Here is a 23,974-nt window from a genome sequence, read left to right as displayed (position 1 = left end):
TATGGCTACTTTCACAAAAATACTTCAATGGGTACGGCCAAGTGTTGCCAGCTTGGGACTGGAAATCACCGATAGCTATATTAAACTTGCGGAAATCCGGAGTGCCGGCAATAAAAAGCCTGTCCTGGCTGAAGGTGCTTTGGAGCCATTACCTCAGGGCACGGTGGTGGACGGTAAAATCCAGAAGCCGGAGGTATTGCGGCGTATTCTGGAGCAAACTATTCAACTGTATAAGTTCCGCGCCCGCAGGGTGCATCTGATCATCCCCAGCTCTTCCATTATGGTACGTTTTCTTAAGCTGCCCAATGTTCCCGACAAACAGCTGCGGAAGATTATCCAGTTTGAAATTCAGAATACCATTCATCTTCCGTTTCAAAACCCCTATTTTGATTTTATTAACCTTACTACTGACGTTTCGCTTCCGGTTCCCCTGAAACAGGATCAGGAGGTTACCTACCCGGACCCCGTGCATCCTCAACAGTCTTGGATGGAGATGGGTGCTTCCCAGGAGTCGTTGCTCCGAGACGAGCCTGTTTTCGAGGAAGAGGAGGAAGAGGAAGAGCAGGATGAGGCTGATGTGATGCTGATCGCGGCTCCCTCCGAGCTGGTGGATGAATATCTTACGGTGGTCAGGCAAAGCGGCTTACGTCCTAAAAGCATTGAAATCAAAGCCTTGTCTAGCTACAGACTGCTGGAGGCGGCGGAGCCGGAGCTTCTGCAGCAAACCATTTTGACCTTGGATTTGAATATGGACGCCGCCGATATGAGCATTTTTCATGAGGGCCAGCTGAAAATTACCCGGAGTGTTCCTGTCCGTTTTCAAGAGGACCAGGATTCACTGAACGGTATGCAGCAGCAGGAGCCTCATGTGGAATTGGCCCATGAATTGGAGCGCCTGATGAACTTCTACCGGTATACCCTGAATAACCGGACCCAGGAGTTTGCAGCTGTTGTCCTGACAGGGGAGATCCGGCAGCTTGCCCAAGTGTCGGAGTTTCTGTCGGACCGCCTGGGGATGCAGGTGATTAGTCCGGACAGCGGATGGCTGGAATCCGAGAAACCCCAGCTCCACAGCTGGGTGACCAGTCTGGCAATTCCCATCGGACTGGGCTTAAGGGGGAATCAAGGATGAAAGCCATAAACCTGATTCCCAAGCTTCCCTTTACCCAACAATATCTCAAACCGCTGTTGACCGGAATTATCGCATTCAGTGTGCTTAGTTCCGCGCTTCTGGTTATTGGTTATGCCGAATCCTCCCATACCTCGGGCAAGAATGAACGGCTGCTCCAGGAAAAGCAGGCACAAGCCGGCATTCTCATGAAGGAACGTGTGGTGGACCAGCAAACCCTCCAATATCAATCCTTGAAGGACAAGGTGGATGGGCTGAAAGGGGAAATCCGTGACTGGCAGCCTGTTTTTCAGGGCATCACCGCTTCCTTGCCTACGGCGGCCCGGATTCTGTCCATGGAAACGGATAATACGGGGAAAATCAAGCTGCATCTGGATATGAAGGATTTGAAGGATGCCGCCCAATACATGCAGCTTTTGCAGCAGCTGGAGCTGTTTGCCCATGTGACAGTGAATAGTGTCCAGAAGAAGGAGCTGGCTTACCCGGTTGCCGTAACCATTGTTTCCACCGGCACCACGGAGGCTTCGCCTTCTGCATCGGCTTCCTCGGATAAAACGCAAACCATGACCTTTGAGCAATATGTGAATATGTTTCAAAAGCCTTCTACCTCCGCTGCCGATGCCACTGAGGCGGATGAGCTACTCAACCAGCTGGATTGGATGATGAGCCAGAAGATCAGCAAGGAAATAAACGGCATTACACTGCCGGGCCGGACACCCCAGCCTGTAGCAACCCCTTCCGCCTCCGGGCCGATTACCAGACAGGATGTGGAGGATGCCCAGAAGAAGCTGGATCAAATCGCCAATGCCAAAGTGGCGGAGCCTTCGGCCCTAGCAGTGGCAGGCGCAACACCCGCTCCCAAAGTGCTTACTTTATATGACGTTGTGTTAGAGCTGACCTGCAAGCCTTTAACGAAGGAGAAGAAATAATGAGGAACAAGCGAAAAACCAAAAATATAGCCCAGGTTCCTCAACAGCTCGATTTTTCTTTTTTGAAAAGACCTGAGATCCAGCTAGCCTTGGCAGGACTTCTCGGATTGCTGTTCATCATCTTCAGCATTTCCGTGTTATATGTTCCCCAGTTGACGGAAGCCAGCCGGACTGCAGAAGAGCTGGAGGCGGCCAACCGGCGGGTGGAGCAATTAACCAAGGCGCCTGTTCCTGTCAAAATTCAGGAGGCAGATGTGGAGGCTCTGCTGATGCAGGTTCCGCTTCGGGAGAATACTGCGTCCATTCTGAATCTGATGCAGAGCTTTTCGGAACAGGCAGGAACGAAACTCAGCTATGTTACCTTCAAAGAAGTTACCGACAAGCAGGCACAATTGGAAACGCTGATTACAAAGGCCGCCGAAATCCAGCAAAACCAGCCTTCCTCTGGTGTCACGGTGCAACCGCTGGGCACTCCCGCACCTGCCGGACAGACCCAGCCTGTAGCCACTGAGCTGGCTTCCTTGACCTTTCAGGTGGAGGTAAGCGGAACCTACGGCCAAACCATGGATTTTCTCCATCAGCTGCAGCAGGGAAGCCGGTTGTTGGAGGTGGTGGACTGGAGCCTGAGCCAAACCTCCGCGTCTGCTGCTACGGGTTCACCTTCCGCAATGCCGACCAGTACCTCATCCTCACCGTCTCCCAAAGCCACACCCGGCCCTTCATCGGCGTTTATACAGGGGCCAATGCCGCTTGCGCTAAAATGCACCGTCCGCAGCTTTGTCGCTGCTGCATACCAGAATCAGCTGAAGGAGCCGCCGGGGCCGCAGGTATCACCGGGCACCCAGCGCACGGACCCAACCTGGTCGGATCAGATGCTGTATGAGCTGTTGGATAAGCAGCAGTAGGCCAACAAGGATGGATTTCAGTTTTTGGAGAGTAGGAGAGATAACCATGAAAAAAAAGCTTATGCTATTAACCATTGCGATTGGTGTTATGACATTCGGCGGAGTAGCCTGGGCGAACGGACAGTACCGTACCATTGAGGTGTTCTTCGAACGGATTCATGTGGCACTGAACGGACAGGAATCCGAGCTGAGCAAGGACTCTATCATCTATGACGGTTCGGTGTATGTACCGCTGCGGAGTGTGGGGGAGATGCTCGATGCAGAGGTCAGCTGGGATAATGAAAGCCGGACGGTGCATTTGGATTTCCTGAAGGACCGCAAGGAGGATGTGTATCAGGCGTCCACCCGCGGGATTTATCAATATATCGCATTGGAGCATAACCAGCTGCTGGGCAAAATGATTCAATATTTCAAGACCGATGACATGGATGGCATGAAGGGTGTAATCGGGGAATATGAGCATCTGGAAGAGGTAGCAACAAGTCTGCAGGATGAGAAGATGTCCGCCACTTTGGATAAAATGCAGGCCGCCATTGAAATGGTGCGCAGTGGCTGGGCCGATAAGAATGTGCGGGATTATTCCTTGGCCTGGACCATCTTTTATACCAATGCAGATGTGCTGAATAAGGATTTGAAGGACAAAACCTCAGAGGAAGCCCGGCTTCAGTTTGATGTGAAGCAAGTTGGGAAGTAGTTAGGAACAAAAAAAGGTCCGGAGCTTATTCGGACCAGTTTTTTGTATATATAGTGGAATTATAGGTGTACGACTCGATATCCTTGCCGCCGAACACCAGATTAACTTTAATTTCATGCTCCTGCCCGGGTTTTGTGACCGAAAAGGGCATGGCCGTTACACCTCGAGCTAATTCCATCACCTGCTGATTACTGTTGTTTTGGGTGGTCATGATGATCTTGCTGCCTTCGTATTTAAAGCTGGTGTAATCGGCGTCTGAGTTCTTGAATTCAAGCGTATTGCTGTCTATCAGCTTAATCGAGCTAAAAGCCTTTTTCCTGACGGTGGCGGCAACCTGCTCAGTGACCAGCCGGGCTTGCTCCTGGACGGATTGTTTTTCGGTCAGGTGGTTAAAGCCGGTGATGGAGGAATAAATGGCTGCCGAGATAACCCCGACAATAATAGAGGCGATAGAGATGGCTACAAGCAGCTCGATCAGGGTAACTCCTTTTTGATTGGGAAAAATGGCTCTTCTCAATGGTATCATTCCTTGTTCACCTTGTTATACTCCAGGTAGCTTTCCAGCGTATATTCCGATTGGAACATGGTTTCCGTAACATGGACCTTTACCTTGCGGAAATATTGGTTTAAGGGAAAAACCTTGCTTTCTACTGTTACGCTTTCTGGTACCGGATCTGCTGTTACTACAATGGCATAGGTGCCGTCCGTGCTGCCGGGATATTGGGTGTTGAAGGAAGCAGCAGTGGCCGTTGCGGCGTTGGCATTGCGGATGGCGGTCAAATTAATCGGTGTGCCATTGAAGGAAACGCTGGCAGTGGGAGAAGGAAGATTGGTTTTGATGAGCTCCATGACGCCCCGGGCAATAGCCACCGATTGGTCCCGGTTTTCCTCTGTTTTAGAATTGCGGTAGCCTTGTGTGAACAAGAGGCTGAACAGAAGCACAACAAACGCCAGAATGGCGGCGGAAGCAAGCACTTCAATCAGGGTCAGCCCGCGGGAATTCAACCTTCTCAGCATGTAAAAAGCACCAGCCCGTATCCTAGAATATCTTCATTGTATAGGAAAATAGTAAGGGAGGAAAGGAAAAATGAGAGGACTAATGTCCCGTATGCAGAATGAAAAGGGGAATACCCTGTTGCTGGTTTTGTTTCTGGTTTTTCTGTTGTCTGCCATTTCCGCCCCCTTGCTGTTAAGCCTTAGCCAAGGCAATGTGAACAACAAAAAAGGGGAACGGACCGAACAAGCCCAATACGCCGCCGAATCTGGCATGGCCATCGTTAAGAGAGTGATGGAGGAGGCTTTTTATGGGCAGGATATGGAGCTTAATCCCTTGCAGGTTGGAGAGATAATTAATGAGGTTAATAAAATTCCTTATATGAACACAGATCTGCTTGAGGTTTCTGTTGCCGGCCCTGAATTGAAATCTAAGGGAGATACCGGCTCCGGGATTCTGAACCGCAAACGAGTTTTAACCATGAATTATTTAGCACAGCAAGGCAATGATTCTGTCCCGGGAGTGTTCGGAAAGGACGTGGTTTCCCAATATAACCTCAACGGCTACCAGCAGGGATCTTTTAAGGAAAATACCGGCTTCCTGCATCCGTATCCTAACTTCCGCGAGGAATTTACCAAAACCTTCGCTTCATTGATGAAAAACCAGACGGTGGGGCAAGCGGTAGATGTGCAGGCCAATTCCAATGTGAATGCGGTTTGTAAGGCATACCCCGATATATTGGAGTGCAGCGGCAATAACATCAAAGTTCGAGATGTCAACGGCTCCGTCACCATCAATGCCAGCATTATCACCCCCGGTGATATTACGATTGAAAAGCGCAACGATATTGTCACCATCAAGGGTGAGTTGGCCGCAGGCGGCAGCATACGTGCCACCAATGATAACTTCGGGCTGGATGTATCCGGATCTATTTTCGCCAAAAGCTATATTGACTTTAACCGGACGATTAAACGTATCTATACCGGAGGCTCCATATACTCCCAATCCGATCTTACCTTCGGCCAGATCAACGATAAGATAGAGATTATGGGCTCCCTTATTGCCGATGGGAAAATCGAATTTTCCAAGGTTAACAACACCTGGATTCATAAGGATATCTCCACAAAGAAGGCGCTGATTATCTCCAACGGCATTAACAGCAACGGTTATGCTTTGACTGTAGACGGCTCCATCTATATTAATAACCCTAATGCCAGTGAAGGGGTGTTAACCGTCAGCGGCAACACAGACAAAATGGTGGTGGGAGGATCGGTTCTCAGCTCCGGCACCATCAAATTCAACGGGGTCATCAATAGCGGCGGATTAACCCTTACGAATGGGGCAATGCTGACGTTGGGCAATATTGAGTTTGGTGATCATGTCAATAATATGAATGTCAAACAAACGGTAGGGTGTTTGGGAAATCTCACCTTCCGATCAGACAGATATTTTAATAATAATCTGTATTTTGGAGGGGCCAGCATAGGCGGAAGCTATACATCCTCCCAGTACCAGCAGTCCAATCCCGGCTCACCTCATATTGTGATCAACTATAACCCTCCTGTTGCCGGAGGCGGACAGAAACGGATTCTGCAATTTACAAACTGGCAAGGCTCCAACTCATAACCGTTATTACCCGGGCAAGCGCAGGAACTGACAGCCCTCTTACCAATTCGTGTTTACTTGAGTGCTGCAGTCCGGAAATAGCGGAGTTCGGCGATTCAAGGCTCTTTTGTAGGCCCAGGCCTATGCGGAAGAGCCTATTTGGCGTAGGACTGTGCAGGAAAATGACAAAACCGATTGCCCACCGAACGTATATTCTGTACAATGGAAGCATCTGCCCAGTTGTTTATATAGGAAGGTGTGTTTGGGAAATGAATCCGTTAACAGGCAAAGCCTCATCCGTTGAGGAAACCATAGAATTATTGCGGCGGACGCCGGAGATTGCCCGCAATATTACCCACTGGCGCACGATTCCTCCCCGGGATGCGGTCTATGCGCCGTTTCCGGAATTGATTCACCCGAAGCTGCGCCAGGCGCTGCAGGAACGGGGCATCCTGGGTCTGTACCGCCACCAGGCGGATGCCTTCCAGGCTGTTCTGGACGGTCAGCATGTGGTGGCTGTTACGCCTACCGCCTCCGGCAAAACCTTTTGCTACAATCTCCCGGTGCTGAACCGGATTCTGTCCGACGATAGTGCACGGGCATTATATTTATTTCCCACCAAGGCGCTGGCCCAGGACCAGGTGGCGGAGCTGAAGGAGCTGGTGGACAGCATGGAGGTGGACCTGAAGGCCCACACCTATGACGGGGATACCTCACCGGCGGCCCGTACGGCCATCCGCAATGCGGGGCATATTGTGGTGACCAACCCGGATATGCTGCATTCCGCTATTTTGCCCCATCATACCAAGTGGGTGAAGCTCTTCGAGAACCTGAAATATGTGGTCATCGATGAGGTCCATTCCTACCGGGGAGTGTTCGGCAGCCATGTGGCCAATGTTATCCGGCGTCTCAAGCGAATTTGCCGGTTCTATGGCTCCCAACCTCAGTTTATCTGTGCTTCGGCTACCATCGAGAACCCGAAGGATCACGCGGAGCGGCTTATCGGGGAGAGTATGGCTCTCATCGACAATAATGGGGCGCCCGCAGGGGAGAAGCATTTTGTTTTTTACAATCCTCCCGTGGTCAACCAGCAGCTTGGCATCCGGCGCAGCAGCGTGCTGGAAACCCAAAAGGTGGCGGCGGCGCTTCTGAAGCATGGGGTGCAAACCATTGTTTTTGCCAGAAGCCGGGTGCGGGTGGAGATTTTGCTGACTTATCTACAGGATCTGGTGGCCCATGAGCTGGGAACCAAGTCCATCCGGGGCTACCGGGGCGGTTATCTTCCCAAGCAGCGCAGAGAGATCGAGCGGGGCTTACGCAACGGGGAAATCCGCGGGGTGGTCAGCACTAATGCCCTGGAGCTGGGGATCGACATTGGGCAGCTGCAGGCCTGTGTGATGAACGGTTATCCCGGCACCATCGCCAGCACCTGGCAGCAATCCGGGCGGGCGGGACGCAGGCAGGAAAGCTCTGTCACCGTGCTGGTAGCCAGCAGCAATCCGCTGGATCAATACATTATTGATAATCCAAAGTATTTCTTCGAAAGACCGCCTGAACGGGCCTTGATCTCGCCGGATAATCTGGTGATTTTAGTTGACCACATTAAATGTGCGGCATATGAGCTGCCTTTTGAGGAGGGGGAATTCTTCGGAGAGGAAGCCTTGGCGGATATTCTGGAATTCCTGGTGGAGGAGCGGATTCTGCACAAGGTGGACCGGCGGTGGTACTGGATGGAGCAGTCCTTCCCGGCCCATGACATTTCCTTGCGTTCTGCAGCACAGGAGAATGTGGTCATCATTGATATGACCTATGGGAGCAAGGTAATCGGGGAGATGGACCGGTTCGGCGCCATGACCCTGCTGCATGAGGAGGCCATCTATATTCACGAGGGTGTCCAGTACCAGGTGGAGAAGCTGGATTATGAGGAAAAGAAGGCCTATGTCCGGGAGGTCAGCGTGGATTATTTCACTGATGCCAACCTGGCTGTGCAGCTCAAGGTGCTGCAGGTCCACAAGGAGGAGCGTTCGGAGGGGCTGGTCCGGCAATTCGGCGAGGTTACGGTGAATGCCAAGGCCACTATTTTTAAGAAAATCAAGCTCCGCACTCATGAAAATATCGGCTCGGGTCCTATTCATCTGCCGGAGGAGGAGCTGCATACCAATTCCTACTGGTTTTCGGTGGATGAGGATGTTCTAAAGGGGAGAAACGCCCATGACCTGCAGTTTGCGCTGCTGGGAGTGGCGAATATTCTGGTTTCGCTGGCGCCGCTTTATCTGATGTGCGATCCCTCGGACATACGGGTGGTGCCCCAGGTGAGAGCCATCCATAACAAACAACCGACCATCTTCCTGTATGACCGGTATCCCGGGGGTATCGGGCTAAGCGAGCGGCTGTACGAGGTTCATGGACAGCTCCTGCGCCAGGCGAGGGACACCATTCAGCGTTGTGGCTGTATGAGCGGCTGTCCGGCCTGTGTGGGGCCGATTGAAGAGGTGGGGTTATTGGGCAAACAATTGGCGGGAGAGCTGCTGGGCCAGCTTTTGGATTCCCATGAGAAGGGGGAAGAAGGCGGCTTATGAGCGGATTGAAGGACCGGTTACGGCGTTATGTGGGTCAAAGCCCAAGTCAGGGACAAACCTCCGAGACGGAAACAGAGGCAAGCCGTGTTTTGGACGGGGAGCAGCTGGAGGAGCCTTCTGCTTTTGCGGAGGAGCCTTTGGGCCCGTTAGAAACGGTAACGGATGCGGCCAACCAGATGGTGGAGGCAGTTGAAGCTCCGCAGGAGGAATGGGAGGAGTCTTTAGGCGCCCAATGGGACCGGCTGGAGGCGGTGCTGGTCCATACGCAGGAGGGGGATTTTATCCGCCGCAAGCTCCACTATTCCGCTGACTATGTGCATGGCTCCTGCAGGCTGGCCGACTTGTATGGCTGTGCCGGTGAGTTAGGGGCGTTCGCCAAGGATGCCGAAGGACAGCCGGTCTCTGCGGAGGACATGGTCTTCTTCGATACGGAAACAACAGGATTGGGGCATGGCGCCGGCAATGTGGCTTTTATGGTGGGACTTGGCTATTGGCAAAACGGGACCTTTATTGTGGAGCAGCTGTTCATCCGCAATCCGGCAGAGGAGCTGGCTATGCTCAGCTACTTGAAAAAAAGGCTGGAGCGTTTCCGCTTTATGGTTTCCTATAACGGCAAATCCTTCGACTGGCCGCTGCTGCAAACGCGCTTCGTCATGCACCGGATGCGGTCGCCAGACCCGGAGCCTTTCCATCTGGATTTCCTGTACGCGTCCCGAAGCCTGTGGCGGCATACGCTGCCCTCCTGCAAGCTGGGGAAGGTGGAGGAGACGCAGCTGGATTTTGTGAGGGAGGACGATGTGCCCGGTTCGATGGCCCCGGCGCTGTACTTTCTGTATCTGGCGGAAAAGAAGCCTGATTCCATCGCCCCAGTTTTCCTCCATAACGGTTTGGATATTCTCTCCTTGGCCGGACTGGCGGTGCTGTTTGCGAAGGCGTTGAAGGGCGATTACAACGCTCTGAACCGGGTCCCGGAGGAGCAGTTCCGCTACGGTCTGTGGCTTTCCCGGATGGGCTGCTCCCAGCTGGCGGGGGTGAACATGGACCAACTGTATCTTCGTGTGATGTCGGGCGGAGAAAAAGGCGCTGCTTACCAGTACCTGGCCACACCCCTGGCGGCTTATTACAAACAATGCGGGCAATGGGAGCAGGCATCTGCTCTGTGGTGCAAAGCCATCGCTATCGGCAAGGAAACGCCAACCTCTTTGGGACCGTCGCTTATTCCCTATATCGAGATGGCTATGTATTGCGAGCACCGCCAAAAAAGCTACGAGGATGCTTTGCTTTATGCGGATGAAGCCCTTCTATGGGCAGAGGAAAAGCACCGGCTGCTGCAGGCTGCCTCGAAGCGGGCCTCCGGAAGGGCCAAGGCTTCCCGAAGAAAGCCTGGGGTGATCCCCTTGGAGGAGGAGCTTCTGGAGCTGGCGGGGGCCGCAGATAAGGCCGGTAAGCCGGATAAAGCAGGAGAAATGGCCAAGGAGCTGAAAAAACGGACGGAGCGGCTGCGCAAGAAGCTGCAGCGGTCGGGGCCGCAAACCCGGTACGCCGGTGAGGAACAGGCGGAGGCCTAATCAGGCAGGAGGAATAAAGCCCGCTGTGTGGAGCATGCTAATGAAATATATTGGCAAAACATCCCACGGAGGTTAAACATGCCTGAGCTGCCTGAGATGGAAACCTATCGCCAGCTGTTGATTCCGAGAATTGCGGGGAAAATGGTCACCGGTGTGCAGATCGGAAGAGAGAAATCCATTAATGTGCCCGTGGAGGAGTTTTCCGCGGCGGTGTTGGGGGTGCGGGTCCGGGGGATTTCCCGGCGGGCCAAGCATCTTCTTTTTCATATGGAGCAAAACCGGGTGCTGGTGCTTCATCTGATGCTGGGCGGAGCAATGGTATGGGGAACACCGGAGGAGCGTCCGGACCGGACGGTGCAGGTGGAGCTGGCTTTTGGCGAGCATCGTCTTTACTTTATCGGACTGCGGCTAGGCTATCTCCATCTGTATCAGGAGGAGGAGGCTTCCCGTCTGCTGCAGAAGTTGGGTCCGGAGCCCTTTGATCCGGCATTTACGGAAAGTAATTTCTGTAGTCTCCTAGGGAAAAAACGGGGGTATCTGAAAACTGCCCTTGTGGACCAATCCGTGCTGTCGGGAATCGGGAACTGCTATTCGGATGAAATCTGCTTCACTGCGGGGATTCTGCCCCAGCGCAGGCTGGAGAGCCTCGCGGAGGAGGAGCTGGTCCGGCTGTTCCATGCCATGCGGTCCACCTTGTCCGAAGCCGCCTCCCACGGCGGGTATATGGATGTTCCGTTATTTCAAGGCGATACGCTGACCGGAGGTTTCGATCCGATGTGCCGGGTGTATGACCGGGAGGGCGAGCCCTGTGTCCGGTGCGGAACGCTCATTGCCCGGGTGGATTTTGCCTCGAAGAAGTCATTCTCCTGTCCGGGATGCCAACATTAACAAAGAATGGGAGGGGAGGGTGCCTTGAAGATCGGCTGCCATATCAGTATCCGCCGCGGCTACCTGCAAGCCGCCAAAACTGCTGTCGCCTTGGGAGCGCAGTCCTATCAATATTTCCCCAAGAACCCCCGCAGCTTGACGTTAAAAAGCTGGGACCGTAAGGATGCCGCCGCGTGTGCCGCGTTTTGCCGGGAGTATGGCCTTGTCTCCATCGCCCATACCCCGTATCCGGTCAATCTGGCGGTGCCTCCCGGGGAGCTCCGGGATTTAACTGTACGGTCACTCTACAATGATCTGGAGATTGCCGAGGATTGCGGGAGTCTTGGGATCATCGTCCACTTCGGTAAGGGCAAGCAGATTAACGCGTTACAAGACTACCAAAATATACTACAATGTATAAATGAGGTTTTGGCCCGGTGGGAAGGAAACACATTATTCCTGCTGGAAAATCTGGCGGGTGAAGGCGGCAATATGGGTACGACCCTGGAGGAGCTGTGCCAGATCCGCAGGCTGTCCGATTATCCGGACAAAATCGGGTTTTGTCTGGATACGTGCCATTTGTTCGCCAGCGGGGTCTGGAGACCGGGACATATGGGGGACTGGACAGCAAAGGGAGAAGCCCTGGGTTATTTCGACGGCCTGAAGGCGATTCACCTGAACGACTCCCGCTATCCCTCCGGCTCGGGCAAGGACAGGCATGCTCCTATCGGGGGCGGACATATCGGGGCGGAGGAGTTCCGGCGGTTTTTTTCGTATTTTGGCCGGATGGATCTCCCCGGTGTATTGGAAACGGAGTCCGGGGCCGACGGCACACACCGGCAGGAGCTGGCCTTGGTTAAGCAGCTGATGATGGAAGGAGATTCGCCATGATCCATGTGTATATGGATGATGCCCGGCCCAGGCCCCAGGGCTTTACGCTTGCCCGGACGGGGGAGGAATGCCTGCTTCTTTTGGAGCTGGAAGAGGTAGGGCTGCTGTCCCTGGACCATGATATGGGGTTTGACCAAATGAACGGGCTGGAGTTGGCCAAGGAAATGGTACGAAGATCGTTGTTTGCCCGGGAGATTTACTTGCATTCCTCCAGCATGGTGGCCCGGTCGCAGATGTTTCAGGTCTTGTACCCTTACAGGCCGGAGGGCACCCGCATCCATACCGGCCCGGTGCCGGAGGACGTCCTGAGGCGGATTGCCGGAGAATGCGGGTAGGACCAAGTTTAAGAGGAAGTGCCCCTCAATTTGGCTTTGCCAAATTCGAGGCTCTCGAAACTTATCCGGCCTGCGGCAAGGACCAAGTTTGAGATAGAGAGGAGAACAACCATGATCAGGATGGAAGAAATCACATTTATCCGCAATAAACGGACCATACTGGACAATATCAATCTTGTTATGGAAAAAGGGCAGCATTGGGTCATTCTTGGCCGCAACGGCTCAGGGAAAACCACGCTGCTGGAGCTGATGACGGGGTATCAATTCCCCAGCTCGGGTAAGGTTCAGGTGCTGGGCCACCGCTATGGGCAGGTGGATCTCCGCGAGGTCCGGAAGGAAATCGGCTATATCAGCCAATCCCTGATTGAGCGTTTGGCCTTGAAGGACCCGGTGTGGGAGGTAGTGGCAACGGGTGAATACGCTTTTCTCCGGTTCTACCAGACCATTGACCCGGCGGTAATCGAAAAGGCAGAGGAGCTCCTCCGGCGGGTGCGGCTGCATCATCTGAAGGATCAGCCCTTCGGTACACTGTCACAAGGTGAACGGAAAAAGGTGGTGCTGGCCCGGGCCCTGATGGCTAATCCGGCGCTTCTAGTAATGGACGAGATGTGCTCGGGGCTGGATCTGTACGAGCGGGAAAAGCTGCTGCAGGATATCGGGGAATTGGGAGCTGAGGGGTCATCCTCCCGGATGATGGTCTATGTGACGCATCATCTGGAGGAGATTATTCCGGCCTTCACCCATGTGGCTCTGATCGAAAACGGCCAGCTGGTAGCCGCAGGTCCCAAAAAAGAGGTGCTGACGCCTGATTTGCTGAAACGGGCCTACGATCTGGAAGTGGATATAGAATGGAGCCATGGGCGTCCATGGGTCAAGGCATTATAATAGCAGAGCTTGCAGAAGGTATGGGCCGGCTGCAGGCTTTTTATTGGGTTTATTATTAATGAAATTAAATATACACAACATTAATCGATCAAAGTAGTAGCGTGCAAAGGGTGATAATCGGAAGAAGATGGAGTAGCGCGGTTGTTTGGTTGGTGGAGTGTGGTGCAGTGTAGAAATTGGGTCAGTGGCTGATGGTGCATTAAGGCTAATTAGCGGAGTATGGTGCGACCTAGGGATTTGATTTGTTGAAATGACGGAGCGGGAGGGGGATAGAAGGTGGCGCAGCAGCTGTAACGGAACTGAGAGGCTCTTAGAAGCAAAAATAAACGAAATTTGCATGGTAACGGAACAATGCGACCGTTAGAGTTACATTTAAGGGAAAAACAGCTGCCAATCGTCCTCTAAGAGCTTCTGAGTTCCGTTAGGATGCTGGGTAATCAGAAATTGGCGTCTAAGAGTCTCTGAGTTCCGTTGAGAAACGAAGGGGGATAACGGTAGTGTAGGCGGGAAGGGTATTGTGCCATTCGCACTCCCCCTTTTACCTATCTTGGCAAATTCCCGTTGCCAATTTGCTCCAAGGAAGGCTATAATCAGGACCATCACCATTTTTGCGAGGGGTGGGACAGTGAAGGAAACCTCCGGATTTTTGCAAGCTGGCAAACTGTTGGAGAACCGCTACCGGATTCTCGGGCTGCTGGGCCAAGGCGGCATGGGACGGGTGTATCTGGCCGAAGACGAACGGCTTCCCGGCAAAAAATGGGCCGTCAAGGAGCTGCGACCGGGCCCGGCCCAACGTGAGCTTTTGGCCAAGGAAGCCAGGATGCTGGCGGAATGCAGCCATCCCGGCTTGGCTGCCGTTACGGATTTTATCCCGGCGAATGCCCATGGTGTCTGTTATCTGGTCATGGAATTTATTCAAGGCCAAACGCTGCTCCAGCTTCTGCGGCAGGAGGGGCCATTAAGCTGGACACAAACGGCGAGTATCGGCATGGAATTATGCCAGGTGCTGGCTTATTTGCATGAGGAGCGGCCAGTTCCCATTATCCACCGGGACTTGAAGCCCTCCAATGTGATGCTGGACGGGAACGGGCGGGTCCGGCTTATTGATTTTGGCACAGCCCGGCATTACAGCCAAGGAGCCGATGCGGATACCGTCCGCCTGGGGACCTTTGGTTTTGCCTCACCTGAGCAGCTGGTGGGCCGGCAGACGGACGCCCGCACGGACTTGTATGCGCTTGGGGCGGTGCTGCATTTTCTGCTGGAGGGGGGAAACGGTCAGCTAAAGGATGGAATCCGGGGTGAACTCCCGGATGAGGTGCCGCCACAGGCTAAGGCGCTTATCGCCAAGCTTCTGGAGGATGAGCCGGCCAAGCGTTTCCAGCGGGCGGGTGAGGTGGAGGCGGCACTGCGTGCGATACGGACGCCGGGTGCTCCGGTAACAGAGATAAACCAGCAGCTGGCACAAGGAATGACTGTGGCAAAGACGGTACACCCACCTGTTATGCGGATCGTGGTGGGCGGATTAACCGTCGGCAGCGGAGCTACTTTTGTGGCTATGGCGTTGGCGCGCTGCCTGCATGCCCTGGCCCTGCCCCACACCCTGCTGGAATTGCCGGGAGCAGCTCCCGATCTGTACCACGTTTTGCTGGGTGACCGGCATATGCCCAAGGGATACCGGTATTGGACGGAAGCCGTTTGTTTCGGAACAGATAGCGGAGATGCGGGTAAACCATGGACTGCCGGGCATTCGGAATGGGCGCCGCTTGCCCCTGACCGTCCGCTGGAAAAGTGGGATAGCGACTGTGCAGAAAAGCTCATGGAGCGGCTTAACCGGCCGGTGGCTATTCTGGACATCGGGTCCGCATGGACCAACCCTGCCCATGACGCTGTGCTGGCGCAAGCCGATCTTATCCTTCTTGTTTGCGGTCCATCCCCCTTGCAGCTGAGTAGAGGAGAAGCCGCACGGAATTGGAGTTGGCTGGATAAGCTGAAGCAGAAGAGCTGCAAGGTGGAGATTATCGCCAACAAAGCGGTCAGCTTCAAGGGCCAGCAGGAATGGCTGGAGTCCTTGCCAGGTCGGCCGCTCTGCCAAATCCCCGAAATTGCGTCACCAACCGTGTTGGCTGCACTCTGGCAAGGGAAGCTGCTTGCGGACCAGCCTGCTGTTCAATCGGTGATAAGCGCGGCATTATCGCCCATTACCGGGATGATTCTCGACCAATGCGGCCATCCCGGCCAACGGAAGTCCTTATGGCGGCGGCTCCGAACTGGGAGTAAGCAGCACCGCTAAGCGTCACCGAACAGCTGGAAAAAAAGGGGTTGCATTCCTGTGTCTCTGTGCTATATACTCGTAATAACCTAATACATAACGAGATGCGGAAGCACCGCTGGCGTTTGGTTTTTTACGCCGGCAGTGTTTTTTTTGTGCTGTCCGGACAAGTTTTCACGGGAGGTGTAGCATTTGAAAAAATGTGCCGTGGGCCTTCTGTCGCTGGACAAGGAATACACGGAACGGCTGCTTGCCTATGTGCGATTGTCCGAATACCGGACGCTGGTGCATATGGTCTGGTACACCAGTGTGGACTATTGCCGGAAAATGTTGGCCGAGAAGGACAAGCCGGAGGTGCTGCTCCTGGACACAGGCAACTCTGCAGCCGGCTGGCAGGCGCTCTTGCAGCAGAAGGAATGTCCCATTGTGCTTCTGGGAGAGGAAGAAACCACCACCGGGTCCCAGGAAGCGGCGATGCTGGATAAGTATCAGCCTCTGAACCGTCTGTTGGATACCATCCTACACTTGGCGGAAAAACAATCCGGCACCAGGGGGCGGAGGGAAGCTGGCGGGGAAGAAACCTTTGTTCTGGGCGTATATTCTTCCACAGGGGGAGCGGGCAAAACGGTTTTTGCTTACACTGCTGCAGGATTGCTCAGCCGGATGGGGTTTCATCCCTTGGTGCTGACCCTGGAGAGCATCCCGTCCCTGTGCTGGAGAGTCCCGGGCAACGAGGATCGCTTTGGGAAGGTGATGTACCGGGTGGCGGGCGGAACGGAGGAAGGTCAGCAGGGGTTAGGACCGGAGCTGTCGGAGGATGCAGGCCGCAGGGTCAGATTCCTGCCGGGTGCCTCCAACCTGGATGATCTGGAGGAAATGGGACAGGAGGATGCCCGCAAGCTAATCCGTCTTGCCTCGCAAACTGTGGGTGTGAACCTCATTATCGTGGATTTGGACAGCAGTTTTCATCCCCGTATATGGGGTGCGTTGTCTGCTTGCCACCGGATCGCTTGGCTCATCCCTGACCACTGCATAGCCAGGGAGAAAGCGGAACGTCAGCTTCCCAGGCTGCTGGAAGAGATGCCGGTGCTCAAGGACAGGTTGTCGGTCATTCTGAACATGAGCGGCGGGCAGCCTCAGGACTTGCAGGGCGGCGCTATCCAGATCGAGGAGGTTCTGCCGCATCAGGAGGATTGGCTGTTTCTCCGTGATTGCCGCCACTTGGAGACCTCCACGGCATATGAGCAGCGCCTGCAGAAATGGTTTCTGTCTGTAATCCAGTCCCCAGCAGGATGGGCAGGTGCCAAGAGCTATGGATGAGGAGGCCATATTCCGCAGGCTGCGGCAGGAGGTAGGCTCAAGCATAGACTATTCCCAGAGTCTGTCCGACGAGCTTTTGATGAAGCGTATTGAAGAAGCGGTTTTTGCCTTGCCCCAAGAGCTTCCTCTTCACTTCCGGAAGAAAAACCGGCTGATCCGTAAAGTATTCTCTTCATTCCGGGGATTGGACATTTTGCAGCCGCTGTTGGATGATCCCGCCGTTACGGAAATTATGGTGAACAGCCATACGGAAATTTTCTATGAGCAGGACGGGAGAATCCATCCCTTTACGGGAGGCTTCGATGAGCCGGCCAGACTGGAGGATATGATCCAGTCCATTGTCTCCAAGGTAAACCGGACGGTGAACGAAAGCCAGCCCATTGTGGATGCCCGGCTGCCAGACGGCTCGCGGGTGCATGTGGTGCTGCCTCCGGTTGCGCTTAAGGGACCGACGCTTACCATCCGCAAGTTTCCCAGCCGTCCGTTGACCATGGAGGAACTAGTGAACAGAGCATCCATTTCTGCAGAAGCTGCCGACCTCCTGAGACTGGCCGTCCAGGCCAAATACAATATTTTTATCAGCGGCGGCACCGGGTCGGGCAAAACTACCTTCCTGAATGCTTTGTCGGGATGGATTCCAAAGGATGAACGGATCATTACTATCGAAGATTCGGCTGAGCTGCAGATCAGGCAGGTAGAGAATCTGGTTTCCCTGGAGACGCGCAATGCCAACACAGAGGGTAAGGGGCAGATCGGCATACGGGACCTGATCCGTGCCTCGCTGCGGATGCGTCCCAACCGGATTATCGTGGGTGAGGTGAGAGGCGGTGAAGCACTGGAGATGCTTCAGGCCATGAACACGGGCCATGACGGCTCCTTAAGCACCGGGCACAGCAATTCCAGCAAGGATATGCTAAGCCGCCTGGAAACCATGGTGCTGATGGGGGCATCCCTGCCTGTGCAGGTCATCCGCAGCCAGATTGCTTCAGCTCTGGATCTTCTTGTTCATCTCAGCCGGATGCGCGACGGCAGCAGGCGGGTGGTGGAGATCTCCGAGGTGGTGGGAATCGAAGGGGAAAATATAGAGACTGTTCCTTTGTTCCTGTTTCAGGAATCGCCATGCACAGACGCTGACAGCTCGATACATAAAAAAATACAGGGAGCCCTTTGTCCTACCGGTCATGTGCTGGCCAACCGGCAAAAGCTCCGGGATTCCGGGCTGGAGGCCCCGCCGGACAGGAGGGGGACAGCATGAAATTGCCCTTGGCCAAACCTAAAGGAAGACCTAAAGTCAGGTCCGCAAGGCAAAGATGGAGCAGTCCTGCGGAAGGCACCCTCTACACCGAATACCGGCTGTCGGTTGCCGAATACGCGATATGCTTCGCAGTTGGGGGAGTGGCATGCTTCAGCATCGGCTATCTCTTCTATCATTCTATCGCCGCCGGGCTGATGCTGGCTTTTGCCGCATGGGGGATTCCCGGACAATACCGCAGGATGCGTATACAGAAACAAATGAACGAGCTGCGTCTGCAATTCAAGCAGGGGCTTCATGCGCTGGTGACCTCACTTACTGCAGGCAGATCCATCGAGAATGCCTTTGCAGCTGCCGCTGTCGACCTGGGGTTTTTGTATAACCATCCCCAAACCTTCATTGTTGTGGAGTTTCACCGGATCAGCCGGAGGGTGACCAACGGGGAGGCTATTGAAAGGGCGTTGGAGGATTTTTGCCGCCGCTCCGGACTGGAGGAACTGACGCAGTTTCTGGATGTGTTCGTCACAGCCAAACGCACCGGCGGCAATATGGCGGATGTGATGCGGCGGACCTCCCAGATGATCGGCGACAAAATGGAAATCCAGCAGGAAATCGCCGTGCAATTGGCGCAGCGGCGTTTTGAGTCGAGAATTCTCGGTGCCGCCCCTCTTGGAGTGATTGGCCTGTTATATTGGAGCTCGCCGGATTATATGGAGCCGCTGTACGGCAATGCTGCCGGTGCAGCCATCATGACCGCCGGTCTGGCCATCATGCTTCTGTGCTGGTGGCTGACCGGAAAGCTAATGGAGATGAAGCTGTGAAGGTCTGGAATTTGCAAGCTCGGATACGCGACGGGTTGGAGAGGCTGCGGATTTATGAACGGTGGCCCTTATTATTCGAAATGATTCATGTGCGGATGGCGGCCTTGCATGGAGCCAACCGGGCAGCGGAGGCTTGCCGCAGCTTTACGGCGGAAACCGTAGTGCATCTGCTGGGATTAGCTGTTTTATCGGTGGTACTAAGCGTGGCCAGCGGCGTAATTATGATCCCGTTTTGCCTCTTGTTGATGGTGTTTTTTGTGATCTTTAGGGTGAAGTCCCTGGACAACCAGGTGAAGCATAAACGGCGGAGGATCGTGCTGGAGCTGCCTGAGCTGCTGAATAAAATCACCCTGCTGCTCCACGCTGGCGAAACGCTGCACCAAGCGATCCACCGCTCCTGCCAGCAAGCGGACGAGTCCCATCCTTTATATAAGGAATGGGTCAAGCTGTCCCGGGCCCTTAAGGACAACCGGCCCTTCATCATCGCTATGGAGGAGTTCAGTAGGTCCTGCGGTGTGCTGGAGGTATCCATGTTTTCCACCAATGTGCTGATGAATTTCAAACGGGGAGGCAGCGACTTCGCCTATTCTCTGGAGGAGCTGTCCCATACCCTGTGGGAGCGGCGGAAGGCGGCAGCCCGGACGATCGGAGAGGAAGCCTCTGCCAAGATGGTGTTTCCCATGGTGCTGCTGTTTTGCACGGTTATGCTGATTGTCGCCGCCCCTGCGGTTTTATCCCTGCAATAACTACTTTAAGGAGGGTTCCGGATGAAAAAGGGATGGATTCATATAAAACGGTTTTGGAACAATGAGGAAGGTTTGGGCACGCTGGAAATGTTGTTGATTCTGGCCATTATCGTAATCATTGCGATTGCTTTCCGCAAATGGATTGTTTCTTGGGTAAACCGGCTGTTTACCGAGACGAATTCGGATATCCAAAATACTAAAACAATTGTCCCCAATACGCCGTCGCCGTGACAACCCCCAGGGGTTTTCCCGTAATTCGTATACGCCGGTTTTGCCGGAGTGAAGCCGGCAGCTTTCATATCGAATCCACTCTGTTGATGCCGGTGGTGTTCTGGTTCACGCTGGCAATGCTGGGACTCGGATTCTTGACTTACCAAAAAGGAGATTTGCTCCAATCCGCCTACGAGTGGTCGGAGCGGTCCGCGTATGTTTGGAAGGATTCCCACAAGGATGCGGTCACCGGAACATTTGTGTATCAGGATATGGATGACGTGTATGCAGGCATGGTCTCCGAGGGTTTAGGATGGCTTCGCGCTTCCCTGGGCGGCTTCCGCCAAGCAGGGATTGCACTGCCGGAGCTTAAAGTAACAGGACAATCCCTTTCCGGCAGGAAGCTGCTCCGCTCCTCACAAGGATTGGGGGGTTATATATCCGGCGAAGGTGCCTATTTTAACCGTGTTCTGGAGGGAGAGGTGCGGGCGGATTGGTCCCGGGAGTGGGCATCATGGGTCCAGAATATTATGGCTCCCCAGGGCAGACGAATGCAGGAGGGGGCAGCGGCTTATGTAGCCGATCCGGTGGAATTTCTGCGGACGGTGGAGCTGGTGACCACCTATGCCTCCAAGCTGAAAAGCCGGTTTGCTACGCCGGAGGATGCTTCCAAGGCTTTGCGGCAATTGCTGCCCGGGGAGGCACAGCCGGTTGACATTCGCACCGAAGCGCAGGCTAAGGCATACCTCCAGCAATTGCTTCATGCGCCGAAAGCGAGATTATCTACTTCATACGGGGAGCGTTTCATTGATGTTCTGGATGCGGACGGCTTCGCCCACGAAGCGAAATATACAGTGAATAAAGCGGATACCGAGCTTCAAATCAAAAAGGATGCGGAATTGATCCGCTCCGGTCAAGTAAAGGGAGTAGTGTGGCATTTTTTTCTGCTTAAGAATAAGGGTAAATTCGATACCACACCAGCCCTTCTGCGGGAGCTGGAGGAGAACGGCATTATGGTGGTATACCATCAATAGACGGCAGGCCTGACGGGGTGAAGCAGTGGGGAGGTTTTGGAAGCATACAAACGGGTCGGCATCGGTGTATATGATGATTGTTTTGGTGCCGATTTTTCTGTTCCAGGCATTGTTTGCGGATCTGATCCGGCTGCAGCTGGCAGAGCGGGAGAATGAGCTGGCGTTGAAGGCGGCGCTGCGTTCGGTGATGTCCCGGTATGACCGTTCCCTTGCCGCTTATGGCCTGTTTGGGCTGAAGTGGGCGGAAAGCGGCAGCGTTCCTTTATACATGGACTATCTGACCCGGAATTTGGCCGGAGGGGAGGGCTACCGCTATCTGGATCTTCAACCGGACCGGATGAACAGCGGAATCGAGCCTGTGTACACGCTGGCCAATCCGGATGTGCTCAAGCGTCAGATTGTCCAGGAAATGAAGCTGAAGGCGCCGGTGGAATTCATTACGGAGCTGCTGGACAAGTTCCAAAAAACCAAAGCCGATAAAGCCATGAGCCAGGCTAAAATGTATGGTGACAGCATGCGGGAGCTGGAAAAGCTTCATTGGAAGCGTGAGGAGGCATTGGACAAGGCCTGGGAGAAGGCGCAGGCTATGCTGGGCCATGTGGAAGCGGCAGGTACTACTCTGAACGGCAATCTGAGCCGGCTGGAAACCTTGGCCGGGCAGATCGGGAACCGGACGGAGGAGCAGGTGCTGGCAGCGGTGTCCGATGCGGAGCGGATGATCCAATCCCTGAATGAACGCATCCGGCAGCTTCAGCAAAACATGTATTCCCTGTCCTTGGCTATGGCTTCACTCACCGGCAAGGAAGGTCCGGGAGCTGCTATGGCGTTGGGGCAGGCCATGTCCGCTGTTCAGACAGAGCTTAATGAAGCAAGCCGGCTTTTGTCGGAGGAGTCGGGCAGGCTTACCGAGCTGAAGAAGCTCCTTGCCGACATGGCCGAATATGCTCTTCTGTTTGGCTCCTCCAAGCAGCTTGTGGCCGCCACAGAGCAAAAGCTTGATGTGGATTACCGCGCTTTGTGTACGGCCCTAGACCAAGCGGAAGAACAGCAGACGAAATGGCTTGCCGAGCTGGAGCGCTACAAATCGGCGGGGACCGGTGAGAGTCATTTGTCGGAGGGGCTGCTGCTGCTTTCATCGGCCTATGATAAGGCCTACTTCTCCCGTTACAAAACGGAGGCTGCGCGTATTCCGGCGTCCCTGCACGGATTGGCCTTGCGCTGGGCGGAGCAGGCATGGTGGAACACCTCCCAGTGGGGTAAGGTGGCCGAAGAGCTTCAAGGGCTGCTGGAGCTTTCGGCCGGGTTCAAAAGCGGCAGGGCGGCGCTGGAAGCGGAACGGCAGGCCAGAAATCAGACGGACCGCAACGAAGAGGAACAGCAGCGCAAAAAAATAGGCGGCTCCTTGGCGGATATCCGCAAGGCTGTTACCGGCTGCAGCACGGGAAACGGGGAAATTGCCTTGTACGCCAAGCTCGGCGGTCCGGACAGCCTTACAGGGAAGTACAGTGTCTACAGCAAGCTGGCGGCGGCTTCGCCAGGCGTTAACCGGCCCGGCACCGATACGGATGCCTCCATGGGCCTTGGGCTGGATATCATCAGCCAATTCAGCGGACTTTTGACCGGTTTACGGGATGAGCTGTTTATCAATGAATACGCGTTGGATAAGTTCAACTACCGCACCTGGGGAGTGGGGGAGGCGGCACAGCAGCAGGGCGCCCCTGCCCGCTCCAATCCTGGGGGCCATCCCTTGGTCCGGCAGGAAGCGGAGTATCTGTTATACGGCTTTAACAGCTGCGATTTGAACCTGAGTGCCGCTTACGGCGAAATGTTCCTGCTGTTTTTCGGCATACGCACCGCCGAGGCACTGATGGATCCGGCTGCCGGTGCAGCCGGAGCGGTTGCACCTTTGGCCGCTCTGCTGAAAGCGGCAGCCGAAGGAGCGGCCAGGGCAGTTCAGGATGTGCATACCTTAACAGGAGGAGGGGCAGTTTCCTTGTTCCAGAAGCTGGGGGCTTTTAAGGTGACCTATAAGGATATGCTCCGGGTGATGCTCCTGCTGCATCCCAACCAGTCCTCTGTGCTGATTCGGATGCAGGCTCTGCTGGAGCTGAACACCGGCATAGATCTTACCCAAACCACCACCTATGTTCAGGGAACATCCTCTGGGAGTGTGAATGTGTGGTTTTTGCCCGGTGTTCTGAGGGCTATCGGGAAAACGGGGGCGGTCAGCCTGGACTTGGAAGAAGGGCGGTTCCGCTTCCGGCAAACCGCCGTATACGCCTATGATTAAACAAACGGAGGGCTCCATTACGGTTGAGGCGGCAATTGTGCTGCCGGCAATGATTGTTTTTGTAATGTTTATGGCCAGTCTGATCCATATTGCGGCAGTAGAGGTTGCTCTGCGGTCAGCCGTCTCCGAAACCGCCAAAAGCACCGCTGCCCACTGGGAGCCGGTGCGGATGGTCTACCGGGAAGCCAAAGAGCGGGCTCTATCCACTGGACCGGGTCAATGGGCAGGCGCAGTGGCGGACAAGCTCTTGGAGTCCCGTGCCGGATGGTCGGAGGCGGAGGAATGGGTGTTGAATTACGAAGCCCTGTTTCCTGATGTAGTGGGTCAACTGGTGCAGTGGGAGGTCAACAAGCGGGAAAGTCTGGAGCAGCGGGGGATCGATGCGGCGAATGGGGCTGTGGACAAAATCATGGACCCGCTTTTGTGCAAGGCCTTTGAACCCGTCCTCCGGCATTATGCCAACGGGAGGCTGCTGAAGGCAGACAAGCTGACCGTGGCGGCGGTGAAGCTCCCGTCCCTGGAAGAGGGGGGCAATGCGGATATGGTCATTACAGCGGGATATGCCCTCAAGCTTCCCGTACCCTTTTGGAATAAAACCCTTTATATAGAGAAAACCGTTGTGGAACGCGCATGGGTTGGAGAGGAATGAGA

Annotated in this window: 22 protein-coding genes; 20 read left to right on the top strand and 2 right to left on the bottom strand. The window is 54.5% G+C overall.

All coding sequences use genetic code 11. From position 1 onward, the window contains the following. Position 1 precedes the first annotated feature (1 nt). From pilM to ACI1P1_RS00385, 4 genes are read left to right on the top strand one after another with little or no spacing between them, the layout of a single operon-like run. Positions 2–1,132 carry a type IV pilus biogenesis protein PilM gene (gene pilM / locus ACI1P1_RS00400; protein WP_416214374.1) on the top strand — a complete coding sequence of 377 codons (1,131 nt, stop codon included), beginning with the start codon at positions 2–4 and terminating at the stop codon, positions 1,130–1,132. Then, the gene (locus ACI1P1_RS00395; RefSeq protein ID WP_416214373.1) at positions 1,129–2,058 is read left to right on the top strand and encodes a PilN domain-containing protein; all 930 of its coding nucleotides are present in this window, start codon (positions 1,129–1,131) and stop codon (positions 2,056–2,058) included. Before pilM ends, ACI1P1_RS00395 begins: the two co-directional genes overlap by 4 nt. Continuing rightward, a complete protein-coding gene (locus ACI1P1_RS00390) occupies positions 2,058–2,963 on the top strand; it encodes a hypothetical protein (protein WP_416214372.1) in 906 nt (301 codons plus the stop codon). Before ACI1P1_RS00395 ends, ACI1P1_RS00390 begins: the two co-directional genes overlap by 1 nt. A 46-nt stretch (positions 2,964–3,009) precedes the next feature. Next, positions 3,010–3,657, top strand: coding sequence for a stalk domain-containing protein (locus ACI1P1_RS00385; protein ID WP_416214371.1), 648 nt, complete (start codon positions 3,010–3,012; stop codon positions 3,655–3,657). 25 nt (positions 3,658–3,682) lie between these two features. Here the strand turns inward: ACI1P1_RS00385 and ACI1P1_RS00380 are convergent, their stop codons facing one another. Together ACI1P1_RS00380 and ACI1P1_RS00375 are read right to left on the bottom strand one after the other, a co-directional pair. Next, positions 3,683–4,183 (bottom strand): PilW family protein, encoded by a 501-nt coding sequence (locus ACI1P1_RS00380; RefSeq protein WP_416214370.1) that lies wholly within the window; start codon positions 4,181–4,183, stop codon positions 3,683–3,685. After that, a complete protein-coding gene (locus ACI1P1_RS00375; protein ID WP_416214369.1) occupies positions 4,180–4,674 on the bottom strand; it encodes a type IV pilus modification PilV family protein in 495 nt (164 codons plus the stop codon). The genes ACI1P1_RS00380 and ACI1P1_RS00375 overlap by 4 nt, the downstream gene beginning before the upstream one ends. A gap of 70 nt (positions 4,675–4,744) precedes the next feature. Here ACI1P1_RS00375 and ACI1P1_RS00370 point away from each other — a divergent pair, with 70 nt between their 5' ends. From ACI1P1_RS00370 to ACI1P1_RS00295, 16 genes are all read left to right on the top strand, one after another. Continuing rightward, positions 4,745–6,277, top strand: coding sequence for a hypothetical protein (locus ACI1P1_RS00370; protein ID WP_416214368.1), 1,533 nt, complete (start codon positions 4,745–4,747; stop codon positions 6,275–6,277). A 248-nt stretch (positions 6,278–6,525) separates the two neighbouring features. Next, entirely contained in the window at positions 6,526–8,835 is a 2,310-nt protein-coding gene (locus ACI1P1_RS00365; protein WP_416214367.1) for a DEAD/DEAH box helicase, read from the top strand. Continuing rightward, positions 8,832–10,403: a ribonuclease H-like domain-containing protein gene (locus tag ACI1P1_RS00360; protein WP_416214366.1), complete on the top strand. Its 1,572-nt coding sequence runs from the start codon at positions 8,832–8,834 to the stop codon at positions 10,401–10,403. The genes ACI1P1_RS00365 and ACI1P1_RS00360 overlap by 4 nt, the downstream gene beginning before the upstream one ends. A 78-nt stretch (positions 10,404–10,481) precedes the next feature. Next, positions 10,482–11,291 (top strand): Fpg/Nei family DNA glycosylase, encoded by an 810-nt coding sequence (locus ACI1P1_RS00355; RefSeq protein WP_416214365.1) that lies wholly within the window; start codon positions 10,482–10,484, stop codon positions 11,289–11,291. Positions 11,292–11,315: 24 nt separating this feature from the next. Beyond that, positions 11,316–12,161: a deoxyribonuclease IV gene (locus ACI1P1_RS00350; protein WP_416214364.1), complete on the top strand. Its 846-nt coding sequence runs from the start codon at positions 11,316–11,318 to the stop codon at positions 12,159–12,161. Beyond that, positions 12,158–12,496: a cyclic-phosphate processing receiver domain-containing protein gene (locus ACI1P1_RS00345; RefSeq protein ID WP_416214363.1), complete on the top strand. Its 339-nt coding sequence runs from the start codon at positions 12,158–12,160 to the stop codon at positions 12,494–12,496. The genes ACI1P1_RS00350 and ACI1P1_RS00345 overlap by 4 nt, the downstream gene beginning before the upstream one ends. Positions 12,497–12,607: 111 nt before the next feature. Next, positions 12,608–13,381: an ABC transporter ATP-binding protein gene (locus tag ACI1P1_RS00340; RefSeq protein WP_416214362.1), complete on the top strand. Its 774-nt coding sequence runs from the start codon at positions 12,608–12,610 to the stop codon at positions 13,379–13,381. 646 nt (positions 13,382–14,027) lie between these two features. Continuing rightward, on the top strand, positions 14,028–15,671 hold the full coding sequence (locus ACI1P1_RS00335; RefSeq protein ID WP_416214361.1) for a protein kinase domain-containing protein: 1,644 nt from the start codon (positions 14,028–14,030) through the stop codon (positions 15,669–15,671). 171 nt (positions 15,672–15,842) lie between these two features. Then, complete coding sequence (locus ACI1P1_RS00330; RefSeq protein ID WP_416214360.1) at positions 15,843–16,970, top strand: P-loop NTPase family protein; 1,128 nt, start codon at positions 15,843–15,845, stop codon at positions 16,968–16,970. Then, positions 16,963–18,225, top strand: a complete 1,263-nt coding sequence (locus ACI1P1_RS00325; protein ID WP_416214769.1) for a CpaF family protein — start codon at positions 16,963–16,965, stop codon at positions 18,223–18,225. Before ACI1P1_RS00330 ends, ACI1P1_RS00325 begins: the two co-directional genes overlap by 8 nt. Further along, the gene (locus ACI1P1_RS00320) at positions 18,222–19,043 is read left to right on the top strand and encodes a type II secretion system F family protein (RefSeq protein ID WP_416214359.1); all 822 of its coding nucleotides are present in this window, start codon (positions 18,222–18,224) and stop codon (positions 19,041–19,043) included. The genes ACI1P1_RS00325 and ACI1P1_RS00320 overlap by 4 nt, the downstream gene beginning before the upstream one ends. Continuing rightward, positions 19,040–19,789, top strand: coding sequence for a type II secretion system F family protein (locus ACI1P1_RS00315; protein WP_416214358.1), 750 nt, complete (start codon positions 19,040–19,042; stop codon positions 19,787–19,789). Before ACI1P1_RS00320 ends, ACI1P1_RS00315 begins: the two co-directional genes overlap by 4 nt. A gap of 21 nt (positions 19,790–19,810) precedes the next feature. Then, on the top strand, positions 19,811–20,020 hold the full coding sequence (locus ACI1P1_RS00310; RefSeq protein ID WP_416214357.1) for a Flp1 family type IVb pilin: 210 nt from the start codon (positions 19,811–19,813) through the stop codon (positions 20,018–20,020). Between the two features lie 134 nt (positions 20,021–20,154). Continuing rightward, positions 20,155–21,033 (top strand): hypothetical protein, encoded by an 879-nt coding sequence (locus ACI1P1_RS00305; protein ID WP_416214356.1) that lies wholly within the window; start codon positions 20,155–20,157, stop codon positions 21,031–21,033. A gap of 70 nt (positions 21,034–21,103) precedes the next feature. Continuing rightward, a complete protein-coding gene (locus ACI1P1_RS00300) occupies positions 21,104–23,323 on the top strand; it encodes a hypothetical protein (RefSeq protein ID WP_416214355.1) in 2,220 nt (739 codons plus the stop codon). Beyond that, complete coding sequence (locus ACI1P1_RS00295; protein WP_416214354.1) at positions 23,316–23,972, top strand: TadE family protein; 657 nt, start codon at positions 23,316–23,318, stop codon at positions 23,970–23,972. The genes ACI1P1_RS00300 and ACI1P1_RS00295 overlap by 8 nt, the downstream gene beginning before the upstream one ends. The last annotated feature ends 2 nt before the right edge of the window (positions 23,973–23,974 follow it).

The sequence above is a fragment of the Paenibacillus mesotrionivorans genome (genome assembly GCF_046098205.1).
Classification (GTDB): domain Bacteria; phylum Bacillota; class Bacilli; order Paenibacillales; family NBRC-103111; genus Paenibacillus_AR; species Paenibacillus_AR mesotrionivorans.
Note: the sequence above shows the minus strand (reverse complement) of the source record. Positions and strands in the feature narration are given on the sequence as shown.

Excerpts from the sequence above, each read along its gene's own strand:
- pilM (WP_416214374.1), top strand. The coding sequence starts at position 2 with ATGGCTACTTTCACAAAAATACTTCAATGGGTACGGCCAAGTGTTGCC.
- ACI1P1_RS00395 (WP_416214373.1), top strand. The coding sequence starts at position 1,129 with ATGAAAGCCATAAACCTGATTCCCAAGCTTCCCTTTACCCAACAATAT.
- ACI1P1_RS00390 (WP_416214372.1), top strand. The coding sequence starts at position 2,058 with ATGAGGAACAAGCGAAAAACCAAAAATATAGCCCAGGTTCCTCAACAG.
- ACI1P1_RS00385 (WP_416214371.1), top strand. The coding sequence starts at position 3,010 with ATGAAAAAAAAGCTTATGCTATTAACCATTGCGATTGGTGTTATGACA.
- ACI1P1_RS00380 (WP_416214370.1), bottom strand. The coding sequence starts at position 4,183 with ATGATACCATTGAGAAGAGCCATTTTTCCCAATCAAAAAGGAGTTACC.
- ACI1P1_RS00375 (WP_416214369.1), bottom strand. The coding sequence starts at position 4,674 with ATGCTGAGAAGGTTGAATTCCCGCGGGCTGACCCTGATTGAAGTGCTT.
- ACI1P1_RS00370 (WP_416214368.1), top strand. The coding sequence starts at position 4,745 with ATGAGAGGACTAATGTCCCGTATGCAGAATGAAAAGGGGAATACCCTG.
- ACI1P1_RS00365 (WP_416214367.1), top strand. The coding sequence starts at position 6,526 with ATGAATCCGTTAACAGGCAAAGCCTCATCCGTTGAGGAAACCATAGAA.
- ACI1P1_RS00360 (WP_416214366.1), top strand. The coding sequence starts at position 8,832 with ATGAGCGGATTGAAGGACCGGTTACGGCGTTATGTGGGTCAAAGCCCA.
- ACI1P1_RS00355 (WP_416214365.1), top strand. The coding sequence starts at position 10,482 with ATGCCTGAGCTGCCTGAGATGGAAACCTATCGCCAGCTGTTGATTCCG.
- ACI1P1_RS00345 (WP_416214363.1), top strand. The coding sequence starts at position 12,158 with ATGATCCATGTGTATATGGATGATGCCCGGCCCAGGCCCCAGGGCTTT.
- ACI1P1_RS00340 (WP_416214362.1), top strand. The coding sequence starts at position 12,608 with ATGATCAGGATGGAAGAAATCACATTTATCCGCAATAAACGGACCATA.
- ACI1P1_RS00325 (WP_416214769.1), top strand. The coding sequence starts at position 16,963 with ATGGATGAGGAGGCCATATTCCGCAGGCTGCGGCAGGAGGTAGGCTCA.
- ACI1P1_RS00320 (WP_416214359.1), top strand. The coding sequence starts at position 18,222 with ATGAAATTGCCCTTGGCCAAACCTAAAGGAAGACCTAAAGTCAGGTCC.
- ACI1P1_RS00310 (WP_416214357.1), top strand. The coding sequence starts at position 19,811 with ATGAAAAAGGGATGGATTCATATAAAACGGTTTTGGAACAATGAGGAA.
- ACI1P1_RS00300 (WP_416214355.1), top strand. The coding sequence starts at position 21,104 with ATGATGATTGTTTTGGTGCCGATTTTTCTGTTCCAGGCATTGTTTGCG.
- ACI1P1_RS00295 (WP_416214354.1), top strand. The coding sequence starts at position 23,316 with ATGATTAAACAAACGGAGGGCTCCATTACGGTTGAGGCGGCAATTGTG.